Raw genomic sequence first — 11,734 nt, forward strand, 5'->3', positions numbered from 1 at the left:
TTGATAATTTATTGTTGTCGGTATTACATTAAATTGATCACTAGAACCACTAGGAGTAAAAAGATTATTTTGCATCTCTGGTGTGTTACTAGAGTGAATTGGGACGACCACATCATCAGCACCCAATAATGGCGATACGTTGAAGCCGTGATAGTGAAGGTTAGTATCGTGAGATACAGCCTCTAAGTTGTACTTTACTGGTGGTACAAGTTCTTGTGCTTGTTGAGGGTTGAGCACAGGTAAGTTATTGTCAAGAGTCAAGTCCATAGTTTCACCAGGGCTAACTACTATGACTGGCGGATTGTAGGCGGGAGTATACTGACAATAGCTGCCATCTGTGTTAAAGGTACTACCCCCTGTGCAATCACTCTCTTCAGTTGTACCCTGCTTTTTAGAATACCTAGCCCCATAAAGTAAACCATCGTATGGTCCTAGATCACCTGTATCACTATCAATGGTGAACGTTCCGTTAGTTGCTTCTAGGGTAATTTTGTATTCGTCAGCATCTATGAAATCTGGGTTTTGAAATGCTGGATGAGTTTGAGCTTCAGCTTTTTCAGTAAATGTTCCTACGGCAATAAATATTGCTACTAAAAATAGCATAAGTAGCTTCCGTAGGAAGGTAAGTAAACCTTCCATAAATTTCATTTTGTTTTTACAATTTTTTTTAATGATACTATGAAAATCTATCATACACGATTTAATACAAGTTTTTTATATTTTTTTTTTGTCTAAGTTAGTCAGTTATTTTAAGTTTTTTGCGTAATATTTTTTTAAAAACAATGCCTTTAAATAACTTGCATATTTAAAACAGCTATAATGGATGGCTTAAAGACTTATTTTAATAAATAAGTTTACCACCGTCTATTTCATGACTAATTGTGCAGTTTAGATGCGTGACAGCTTAACCAAATAGTTAATTATTAATCGGTAAATTTATAGTCAAAGGTTTCAATGTCTTTTTGGTAAATTTTACCTACAAATTCTTTCGTTTCATCATCATAATACTCCAAATAAGGTTTGTAATCCTGTTTGTACCCCTTCACAATCTTGTTTTGTTTATTTGAATTCAGATGAGGAAGTTTAGTGTCTTTTATTCCCAGCTTTTGGCAGACAATATTAAAATCTGCTTGCAGGTTCTCAAATTTGCCCACAAAATCCACTAAACGATTTCCTTGAGAGTCATAAAGGAAATCATACTGCGGTAAGACATGTCGAGAGGCATCACTATAAGGATTTGGTTTGGGGAAATTGTTAAAAACAAAGTCCTTAAATTCAAACTTGTCTATATATCTCTTAAAAATATATTCAGATGCTAATCGTTTCCAAGGATTTCGGACAAAAGAAAATTTATAGTAAGACTTGAATTGTTCTGGTGTCATATGCCCAAACCTAACATATTCTTCTGCGGTTAGATGGGAGAGCTGCTCCGGGCCTAGTTTCGGATCTCTATTGGGTCTAAGCAGCAACATCTCTCTGGTGACACCAAGCAAGCTAGAAAAAAAACCCTCAATGCTTTCTCCGGCCACTTTGGGGATATGAACAAAAACACATTGGAAATCGTTACAGAGCATAACCAAACATGCTAATTTCTTTACTAAATGTCTCTCGGATGAGTTTTTGGGTATTTTCGTCTAAAATTTCGCGATAGCTTCGCTGATCTTTTCTGGTAGAAGATTTAGCTCTAGGCAATTGTAAGGTTTCAGGTAGCCCTAATCGAATCCTTAATTGTTCTAATTCTTCCTGGAGATTCTCATAAAGACAAACTCTATCTACGGCGACTTCTCCATCAATAGTATACAATTTAAACCCCGTCCTCCTCAGGAAAAACAGAGGTTTGAACTCTGACTCTAAAAACTCAGCAATGGTTGGACGTGGTTCTAGCTGATAACGCCAATAGTAATAGGATACAAAACGATCCCAAGGATTTCTCTCGAAACAAAACTTGTAGTAGCTGTTCCAGATCTTATCTCCAATCAACTTTTTGATCTCCGCAGCATGAATATGATTATAAAAACCATCAGTTTGATAGTTTTGAGCACCTCGATAGCCCAATTGTGCCCTCATTTCTTCTTCTGGGTAAATCGGCGTGATAATGTCTTCGCTACCACAAAATTTAGATAAAGCGATTTCGATGCTTGTTCCAGCGGTTTTGGTTGTTTTTATAAAAATGAAGTGGTACTTGTGAGAAATAATCATTAGCTTAGGGGTAAATTAAAGGAATGTCACCTAAGTCAGCAGCATATTCACTAAAACTAGAGTAGTAAGAACCGATAATTTTTTGGCACTTAGAAAGCAGGTATAGATCTATCACAGCATTTTTGACAGGTGTTTGACGTTTATTCTCACTATTAAATTTTTGACAATAGCTAATAATTTTGTTTGGAAATTTATGGGAGATAAGCTGTTGGGTTATTTGATTATCTGTAGCCAAAAAAAACTTGGAGCAGCCATTAGATATTTCTCTTTCTATGGCGCTAATAAACATCTCATCCGAAGAGAAATTTGATTCTAGCTGTTTGTACTTTAGATGGTTAAATAAGTCCGTGCGTCTAATATGTAGACCAATGATATTATCTGTCCAATGCTGTTGTATAAATTTATCTAGAGCTTGACGTAAGTCTTGTAATGGTTTTAGTTTCCTAACAAATTTTAGGTACTGCCTTCTAAATGTCTCACGATCTAGCTCCTCCTTAAGATATCTTTCATAGACATTCATGCCTATGTAGGCATTCTTATCTAAATAGACGTATAATGTTTGGGCACAATTTTCTCTCGTCAAAATTTGTACCATTGATTGAGGAGATATAGTGGAACAGACCGGTTCAAACAGCTCGTGGAAATAACAGTTACAAGCATCTTCAGGATACCAGCACAGAAATAAGGGAATATCCCAAAAGTAGCTCAGGCAAAGGTAATAACATAAGATACCCAAACGGTTGCACAGACCACCTATTGCTGTATGTACAATAATTTTTTCATAGGGGGGTTGATTAATGGTGGCAACAGAGGCAGCCTGCTTGATGACCTTCTTAATTCCTCGATAGGCTGAGGTATTGTGGCTAGGGGTTAAATTAATAGCTTTTTGATAAGCTTCCAAAGCGTCCTCTAATTGGTTTGGCTGTTGTCGAAGCAAGTCTCCTAAAGCGATATAGGTATCTGGATTACTAGGTTCTAATTCGAGCTGCTGCTGACAAGCACGCAACAATTCCTCATAACTTTGCTGTGTGGCTAATTCACTCTGTTTAAAACTGAAGTTATTGTTCACAACTCATTTTCAGTACTATCTACCTGGGGATGATACCAAAACAGTCTTTTATGATCTCTTCCTAGCAGCTTAACTCTAGCAGCTTAACTAGGACTGCCTATCATAGTTATAGTCTCATGCAAATGATTAATTTGAGCTAAAACGTTAATAAACTTAATATATCCATTTTCAGGGTAAGCGCCTGAAAAATTCATCCAAAATGTGATACTAGGCTATGTGGTGGGGACTATGTGTTAGCCCTCAAGGTAAACCAGTTGTGTAGGGTGCGTGATAAGACGGACTCCCGCTGATTTTCTCGGTAGGCAGTATTGAGACACTCCGTCCCGTAACGCACCACCCACCGGGTCAAACAGCTAAAACAAACTTTTCACAAATCCCCCATCAACTTGAATACAGGTTCCAGTGATATAACTTGCTTTTTCTGAAGCCAGAAATACTGCTAAATTAGCCACTTCTTCTGCTGTTGCTGGGCGACGGAGGGGAACACTTTTCATCCATTGCTGGATCACTTGTTCCCGAGAACTACCCTGTCTTTTTGCCACTTCATCAGCCACTTCATAGAACTTATCTGTAACCGCAAAAGAAGGGCAGATACTATTAACCAGAATGTTATGCTGCCCCAATTCATTAGCAAGGGTTTTAGCATAGGCGACAACACTTGCTCGTTGGGAATGGGCGATTAGCATACCTGGCTGTTTGGCGGCTACTGAAGTCACAAAAATTATCCTACCCCAAGACTGTTTTTTCATCAAAGGCAGCAATGCTTCAGCTATAGTCACCTGACTCATAAAGGTGAGATCGAATGATTGCTGCCAATCTTCTTGGTTTAGTTCATAGTGACGCTTGTAGGGCATACCACCTGCGTTATTGACGAGAATATCAATGGTGGAAAATTGATTGGTAATGCCCGTTAGCAATTGGGAGATACTATCTTGTTGCTCAAGCTCCACTGGGATAGGTGTAATGACTTGTCCAGTCTTGGCTTCTATTTGTTGGGCAGCTTTGAGTAAGTTATCCTTATCTCTACCGCAAATAATCACTTGACACCCTTCAGCGGCCAAGCCCTCTGCGATCGCTCTACCCATGCCTCGACTCGATGCCGTTACTAAAGCGATTTTGCCTTTTAGTCCTAAATCCATAACTGAACTAATCCAGCATAATTAACATCTGGCTTCTAAAATCAACCGTTCTTTTTCTCCTGTCAGGGGACGGTGATAGATGAAACTTTCGTTCTCAACGGCTTCAAAACCAGCGCTAATTAACTCCGAACGCAAATAATCTGCCGAAAACCAATAAAAACCTTTCACCCTTGGGTGAGGATGTACAGGAGCATTGATCACTGCTGCATCATTAGAAATCAGAAGAATACCCTGGTTAGACACTAACCAATCTCGTAAACGACTGAAGAGCTTTGTTAAACCGACTTCTGGTTTGTATAAGTGTCCAACCACTCCATCACAGTAAATTAAATCAAAATTTTTGTGTTTCGGTTCCCACTGATTTACATCAGCAAAAACCACTGGCAATCCTTTGTTTCGAGCAATTTCAATGGCATCTTCATTAACATCATTGGCTATGACGTTATACCCTTTTTTATGTAAATCGCTTTCAACAAAAGCGTTACCACTCCCAATACTTAAGATATTGCTTGTGACTTTGTAGTTAAGCAAGGATTCAATTTTTTTGGTAATGAATTCTCGGTAGTTGGTGTCGTAAATTGTCGGTGTGATCGAGTCTTTATAGGCTTTTCCTTCTTCCCAGATAGTGTAAATACTTTTACCTTGCTCCCGGGGCTGGGAATAGTAATTGTCTGTGGATAGTTGTAAATTTTGGTTCATTACAATTAGCCTTTGGGATTCTTAGTGTGTGGCAGGATTCCCTTATCCACGCTGACCATTGATGTATTCTGCTGTAATGGAATGTTGGGGATTCTGGAAGATTTGCTCAACTGGGCCAAATTCAATTAAGCGTCCACAGCCAGACTGAACCCAGAATAACCCCACATAGTCTGCAATCCGTCGAGCTTGAGCCAGGTTGTGGGTGACAATCACCACAGTGTATTTCCCCCGCAAACTAGCAATCAAGTCTTCCACAACCCCACTAGAAATGGGGTCTAGGGCACTACAAGGCTCATCCATCAAAATAATTTCTGGAGCCAAAGCTAAGGTACGGGCTATGCAAAGACGTTGTTTTTGCCCTCCAGAGAGGCGCAATGCTGAGGCTGTCAGCCTATCTTTGACTTCGTCCCAGAGCTTAACATTTCTAAGCACCCTCTCAACAATTCCATTAATTTTCCGACGCTCCATAATACCATGCTCTTTCAACGGAAAAGCAATATTTTTCCAGATTGAGAATGGGAAAGGATTTGGTTTCTGCAAAACTGTCCCAATCCGACGGCGGAGAGCGATAGTATCAGTTTCAGAGTGAAGAATATTTGAATCACCCAACCAAACATTACCATAAACTAGGCAGTTGGGGATCAGATCGATTAAGCGATTGAGACAATACAAAAAGCTGGTCTTGCCACAACCAGATGGGCCAATTAAGGCAGTGATAGAACCCTGGGGAATTGACAGGGTAATATCCTCTAGTGCCTGTTTCGAACCATAGTATAAACTGAGCCGATCCGTGGATAAGCAAGGATTGGCCCAGTTGTTGATAGAAGCAGAGATGACTGGTTTTGCCTGGGATGAAAACTGACTCATTAATGTTAGTTATGATACATTTTCACTGCTGAAGACTGCGATTATGCCATTGCTTCCCTAGGTAAATCGCTGTCGTATTGATCAACAGGATAACTATAACTAATATTACAGCCGAGGCATAGGCATTATCATCCCCGCCAGGGACATTCATGGATAGCTCATATATATGTAAGGACAAGGCCCTTCCAGAATCAAATAAAGAGGTGGGCGTGCGATCGACATAGCCACTGGTGTAAATCAACGCCGCTGTTTCAGCGATTACCCTCCCAACTCCCAAAATTAAGCCTGCTACTAAACTGGGAACAGCAGCAGGTAATAGTAGATGTATGAGGGTGCTAGTCCTTGAGATTCCCAAGGATGCAGCACCCAAACGGTATTCTTCAGGAACAGCCCGCAGCCCTTCCTCAATGGAACGAATCAAAATCGGCAGCACCATACAGGCCAAGGTCAATCCTCCAGAAAGGATAGAGAAGCCAAGACCAAGGGTAACACAGAAGAAGGCATTGCCAAACAAACCAAAGACAATGGAAGGAACTCCCGCCAACATATCCAAACTGCGTCGCACCAACCGACTAAATAAGTTATTGGTGGCGGTAAATTCAGCTAACAGGATCGCAGTTCCCAACCCCAGGGGCAGGGCTACTGCTAGGCAAACCCCTAAAATCAATGCCGTTGAAACCAATATGGAGGCAATACCTCCTTCGCGACCAGCATTTTCAGGGTCTGTGGTCAGGAATTCCCAAGAAAGATGGCTAGATCCATACCAAACCAAATGCCCAAGAATTATGGCGAAACTAGCGGCGACGGACAAAGCGACGAACCAGACAATGATGCTCAACAGTCGGTCTCGATAAGCAATCTTGCTCCGATGCCGATGATGGCGAGAGTCACTCAAAAATTTCCGTTTTTTACAGCCTTTAGACGGATGGGCAGCATGAGAGTGAGAAGAAAACAGAGCCATGGAAGCTGAAAGTACAATAACTCAGTAGTGGATGATGACCCAAGTCAGAGGCAATTATACTAGTATATGTGTTTTTCTTCTGCGATCGCTTCTGCCAAGAGCGCCAGAAACAGACTAACTGCCAGCAACAACAATCCCGTTACAAACAGGGATGAACGATGATTGCCGAGGGCAAAAGCCATTTCCAAAGCAATGTTAGCAGGTAAGGTGCGAATTGGAGCGAACAGTGTATCTGGAATCTGAGGCACATTACCACAGACCATTAACACCAGCATCGTTTCCCCAAGGGCTCGTCCAATCCCTAGGATAATGCCAGTAAATACCCCCAGTCGCGCAGCCGGTAGCATGATCCCCAAAATCGTCCCCCAACGGGACAATCCTAGGGAAGCGGCTCCCTGCCAATAAACTTGGTTCATCTCTGCTAACGTCGCGTCCACGGTCAGGGCAATGGTAGGAATAATCAGTAGAGCTAACATTAGTATTCCTGCTAGTAAACTGGTTCCTGGGGGATGGATGCGGTTAATCAGTGGCACTAATACTACCAGTCCCCACAGTCCATAAATTACTCCAGGAAATCCCGCCATTAACTCCAGTAAGCGCCGGTAGAAACTAGCGAGGAAAGGAGGAGCGTAATAGTGGCAGAACAAAGCCGACAAAATCCCAACGGGAGCGGCTAGTAGCACTGCTCCTGTTACCACCAATAGGGTACCAACCAACATGGGGGTAAGGTTATAGAATCCTTGAGCGGGACTCCAGCTAGCATCGGTCAAAAAGGCTAATATCCCGATGTCATCAAGAATTGGGAAGGATTCAATGATCAAGAACCCTGTAATGACAACAACGAGTATACCTACCACAGAGGCAATTCCTCGTACAGTCCAAGCTAGAACCCGATCAATTTTTCGGGGGGACAAATTTTTGTAGCCGAACGATATCATAATTGTCTTCACCCTGAACAAATGTGATGAACTGCTTTGCTAGTCCAGTGGGGTTTCCTTTTGTCACCAGAGTTAGTTGCCGAAGCAAGGGAAAACTGCCATTAGCGACTGCTTCACTGGTTGCTTCAACGCCATCCAGTGCCAGAAGCTTGATGGATATACCCTCCTGCATACTATATTCCGCAGCACCAATGGAGACGTAACCAATAGCATTAGGATTACCTGCAACAGTTTTTATGCCTTGTTGATTATCCCCAATTACCACATCCGCCTTTACCTGTGAGTTATTCACTCCAAAGTATTCCAGAAATTTCTTTAGTGTTGAGTGTCCTTCTGCTCTGTGGACAAAAGTGATCGGGGCATCATTTTTATTTAAGCTTTGCCAATTTTTGATAACACCCGTGCTGATGGTCTTGACCTGTTTGCTAGTGATTTCTGTTAACGGGTTATCACCATGAACAATTATGCTAATTCCATCCCGTCCAAGCACAAAAACTTCCATCCCAACGGCTTCATCGTCTGTCAAAGTCCGAGAAACCATACCAATATCAGAAAGTCCTTGTCGCACATCTGCTAGTCCACGAGACGAACCACCGGTTTGTACATCAATACGAATCCCTGGATTTTGCTTTTCAAATCGTTTACCCAACGCTGAAACTAAAGGAGCCACAGTACTTGCTCCTGTTAAGATTAGCTTTTGTTGCCCAGACCCAACCTCAGGAGATTGAGTACAACTCTGTAAATATAGGCACAGAAGCAGGATAAACGAACCTAGTCTAAAGTTCATTAATTTGTTATTTAGTAGCACGGTCTTAGACCAAGTAAATCATCTTGACACTCCCCGGTCTAAAGACGCGGGGATTCTTCACTCAACGATCTAACTTGCTCGACCAGGCCGGAACCAGGAAGAGTAGAGGTCGGATCTCCTGAAGCGTTTAGGTTTTTGACAACCCAAGTTACGGTGTGCCCCACCGTACTCAAGGCTCTTTTTAGGATATTTATGGCGGCATTGTGATCTCTGTCAAGTTCACATCCACATTTACAGGTGTGAGTCCTAGTTGATAGAGACTTTTTAACAACCTCACCGCAGTTGGAACAATTTTGGCTGGTATAGGCGGGATTTACTGCAACCGTTACCTTTCCAAATTTTGTGCCAAAATGCTCCATCCATTTTCTGAATTGATACCAACCTGCGTCATTAATAGACTTAGCCAGACAATGGTTTTTAGCCAGATTCTTTACCTTTAAATCTTCATAGGCGACCAGGTCGTTAGACCGGATTACGCAGCGAGCCAGTCTCTTGGCGTGCTCTTCACGCTGTCTACTTATTTTAAGGTGATGCCTGCCTAGTCTATTAACTGCTTTTTTACGATTGGATGAGCCTTTCTTTTTTTTAGAAACTCTGCGCTGATAGAACTTAAGGCGTTTTTCTCCCGTCCTGTAAAAACGTGGGTTAGGTTCAGTGTTACCAGTGGAATCAGTATAGAACTCTTTTAGTCCAACATCCAAGGCAACAGCCGACCCCGTTGGTTCTAGTTCTTCTTTGATCTCAACTGAAACACAAAACTGGACATAGTAGCCATCAGCTCGACGGACTATCCGAACCCGCTTAATCTGTTTTTTATCGAAACGCCATAAGTCCCATGTACCTTTAAGTTTGAGCGTTCCAATCCCCTTCTTGTCACTAAATGTAATTGACTTCTTGTCAGGGGACAACTTCCAGCCAGACTGCTTGTACTCAACCGAACGACAGTTCTTTTGGAATTTTGGAAACCCTTTCTTTCCAGGTACTTTTTTCTTGCAGTTATCAAAGAATCGAATAATTGATGACCATGCCCTCTCAGCGCTAGACTGGCGAGCTGTAGAGTTCAATTCATTAGCAAAGGTAAAGTTTTTAGCGAGAACTGCACTGTATTTATTGAGATCAAACTTGTTGACCTCTTTGTTGTCCATCCAATACCTAAGGCAGCTATTACGGATGAACTTAACTGTTCTAATGGCCTCGTCGATTGCCAAATATTGATACTTTTTTCCTTTTGCCTTGAACTCTAAGATTATCATCAGTTTCGACCTAAACTGTTTACTCCTTTATTCTACAACGCTCAGACTAAAATTTCGGATTTTTCCAAGATATTTTTCTCACGGCGACTCAAGTCGCTGCCAGCCTTCATCCCCGCTCGCTTTGTGACGGGGTTTTCGGCTTGGGGGAGTTTTATAAATCATTAGTTTACATCGGTGGTGGGAACAGGCAATAGGCAAGAGGCAATAGGCAATAGGCAAGAGGCAATAGGCAAAAGGCAAGAGGCAAAAGGCAAGAGGCAAAAGGCAAAAGGCAAGAGGCAAGAGGCAAGAGGCAAGAGGCAAAAGTTATGCGATGAAGCAAAGCTTCCGCCAAAAGCGATTAGCCCGAAGGGCTACGCTACGCGATCGCTAATCCCCCAGCTAAACTCCAACTGGAGATCCCCCCTAACCCCCCAAAACAGCGGGGGGAACACTTACCACCTTTACCACACCCCCCGATTCCCGATTCCCGATTCCCGATTCCCGATTCCCGTTTGTCACAGCGTCGAAACCTGTTCTAGACAACTGCTCCCTACTCCCTCAAAAAAAATTTGTTACAAAAATTTTCAAAATATGCTATAATATAATCTTTTTTGTGATACACTTAAAGTGTGGAGGTTAAAATCCACGGGAAGAGCCAGCCTAAGAGTTTTCCTAGGCTGGAAGGCTGGCTCTGGGTCACCTTTACAGGAGATAACTTAATATTATGTCTGATACTGAACACCTATACCCATGGGTGATGGTTCGGTTGTTGCCACCGAAGCCACCAGTGGTTTTCGCTCGGTTCGACAGCCCTGCTGATGCCAAGGGCTATGTGCAGGTTTTGAAAGCCTTGATGCCTGGTGCCAAGTTTCTAATTTTTTTAGATCACCGAGTAATTCCGTAGCACAGGCATCTTGCCTGTGCTATATAATTGTCTCTAGGATTGGTATAATAAAAATCGATTCATCTTCGGGGAGCATCATAGTGTCAAAAGGTTGCTGGGCTTAGGGTCTAGCGACAATATTTTCATATATTGACTTTACTAACTCCGTGGGAAACTACCACCATGCCCCATAGAGGCCATGCCAACCACCCAAAGCTTTTCCCTACCGTTAAGACTGGTGTTACTCAGTGCCTCTGTTATCTGTTAGCACTGCTAGTAGCGGTACTGTTGATTGTCAACGGGAGTCACGCTCACAATACTTACCCTCACGAATCGCACCCTGAGCCAGAATTGTGGCAGCTCAAGGGGATTGTGGCAGCACTTGATGACCCCGATCCCGAGGTATGGGTTAAAGCTTTCGAGAAATTGTCTAACTATAAATTAGATCAACTCAAGCCCCCCCTTGAGATTCCTAAAGAGACAATTGACAAGATTGCAGACTTATTGAGCTATGAGAATCAAGACAAGTCGATTCAGTCCATAGTCCGTGGTAGTGCGCTAAAAGCTCTGGGTCAGATGGGAGCAGCAGCATCTGAGTCTGCTCCCCAAATCCTTCCACTTTTAACCCACTCAGATAGTGATGTTCGTTTTAATGCGTCATCGACTCTAGGTGAGATGGGAGCAGCAGCTAAAGACTACGCTCCCCAAATTGCCAAACTTTTAACCGACTCAGATACTAATGTCCGTGATAGTGTGGCATCGGCTCTGGAGTCCATGGGAGCAGCTAAAGACTACGCTCCCCAAATTGCCAAACTTTTAACTGACTCAGATAGTGATGTCCGTGGTAGGGCAGCATCGACTCTGGGTCAGATGGGAGCAGCGGCCTCTGAGTATGCTCCCCAAATTGCCAAACTTTTAACCGACTCAGAAATTGAT

The 11,734-nt window shown here is 42.5% G+C and carries 14 protein-coding genes; 3 read left to right on the forward strand and 11 right to left on the reverse strand.

What is annotated here, in order from left to right:
- The 11 genes from F6K52_RS23385 to F6K52_RS23435 all read right to left on the reverse strand — a co-directional run.
- Positions 1-648: hypothetical protein (locus F6K52_RS23385; protein ID WP_293083472.1), on the reverse strand; the 648-nt coding region annotated here is incomplete at its 3' end.
- A 275-nt stretch (positions 649-923) separates the two neighbouring features.
- Complete coding sequence (locus F6K52_RS23390) at positions 924-1,529, reverse strand: sulfotransferase family 2 domain-containing protein (RefSeq protein WP_364419298.1); 606 nt, start codon at positions 1,527-1,529, stop codon at positions 924-926.
- Positions 1,530-1,563: 34 nt separating this feature from the next.
- Positions 1,564-2,199, reverse strand: a complete 636-nt coding sequence (locus F6K52_RS23395) for a sulfotransferase family 2 domain-containing protein (RefSeq protein WP_293083479.1) — start codon at positions 2,197-2,199, stop codon at positions 1,564-1,566.
- Between the two features lie 4 nt (positions 2,200-2,203).
- The gene (locus F6K52_RS23400; RefSeq protein WP_293083483.1) at positions 2,204-3,268 is read right to left on the reverse strand and encodes a nodulation protein NodZ; all 1,065 of its coding nucleotides are present in this window, start codon (positions 3,266-3,268) and stop codon (positions 2,204-2,206) included.
- A 353-nt stretch (positions 3,269-3,621) separates the two neighbouring features.
- Positions 3,622-4,407 carry an SDR family oxidoreductase gene (locus F6K52_RS23405; protein ID WP_293083487.1) on the reverse strand — a complete coding sequence of 262 codons (786 nt, stop codon included), beginning with the start codon at positions 4,405-4,407 and terminating at the stop codon, positions 3,622-3,624.
- A gap of 21 nt (positions 4,408-4,428) precedes the next feature.
- Entirely contained in the window at positions 4,429-5,106 is a 678-nt protein-coding gene (locus tag F6K52_RS23410) for a class I SAM-dependent methyltransferase (RefSeq protein ID WP_293083490.1), read from the reverse strand.
- Positions 5,107-5,148: 42 nt separating this feature from the next.
- A complete protein-coding gene (locus tag F6K52_RS23415) occupies positions 5,149-5,973 on the reverse strand; it encodes a phosphate ABC transporter ATP-binding protein (protein WP_293083495.1) in 825 nt (274 codons plus the stop codon).
- 22 nt (positions 5,974-5,995) lie between these two features.
- Entirely contained in the window at positions 5,996-6,934 is a 939-nt protein-coding gene (gene pstA / locus F6K52_RS23420) for a phosphate ABC transporter permease PstA (RefSeq protein WP_293083500.1), read from the reverse strand.
- Between the two features lie 59 nt (positions 6,935-6,993).
- Entirely contained in the window at positions 6,994-7,872 is an 879-nt protein-coding gene (gene pstC / locus F6K52_RS23425; protein ID WP_293083504.1) for a phosphate ABC transporter permease subunit PstC, read from the reverse strand.
- Positions 7,829-8,659: a phosphate ABC transporter substrate-binding protein gene (locus F6K52_RS23430; RefSeq protein ID WP_293083507.1), complete on the reverse strand. Its 831-nt coding sequence runs from the start codon at positions 8,657-8,659 to the stop codon at positions 7,829-7,831. The genes pstC and F6K52_RS23430 overlap by 44 nt, the downstream gene beginning before the upstream one ends.
- A 59-nt stretch (positions 8,660-8,718) precedes the next feature.
- The gene (locus F6K52_RS23435) at positions 8,719-9,933 is read right to left on the reverse strand and encodes a transposase (RefSeq protein WP_293083512.1); all 1,215 of its coding nucleotides are present in this window, start codon (positions 9,931-9,933) and stop codon (positions 8,719-8,721) included.
- A 177-nt stretch (positions 9,934-10,110) separates the two neighbouring features.
- Between F6K52_RS23435 and F6K52_RS23440 the strand changes: the two genes are divergently transcribed.
- The 3 genes from F6K52_RS23440 to F6K52_RS23450 all read left to right on the forward strand — a co-directional run.
- Positions 10,111-10,515 carry a CsbD family protein gene (locus F6K52_RS23440; protein WP_293083515.1) on the forward strand — a complete coding sequence of 135 codons (405 nt, stop codon included), beginning with the start codon at positions 10,111-10,113 and terminating at the stop codon, positions 10,513-10,515.
- Between the two features lie 124 nt (positions 10,516-10,639).
- Positions 10,640-10,819 (forward strand): hypothetical protein, encoded by a 180-nt coding sequence (locus F6K52_RS23445; protein WP_293083518.1) that lies wholly within the window; start codon positions 10,640-10,642, stop codon positions 10,817-10,819.
- A gap of 162 nt (positions 10,820-10,981) precedes the next feature.
- Positions 10,982-11,734, forward strand: a 753-nt coding sequence (locus F6K52_RS23450) for a HEAT repeat domain-containing protein (RefSeq protein ID WP_293083523.1), incomplete at its 3' end; no start/stop codon positions are given.

The sequence above is a fragment of the Moorena sp. SIO3H5 genome (genome assembly GCF_010692395.1).
Classification (GTDB): Bacteria; Cyanobacteriota; Cyanobacteriia; order Cyanobacteriales; family Coleofasciculaceae; genus Moorena.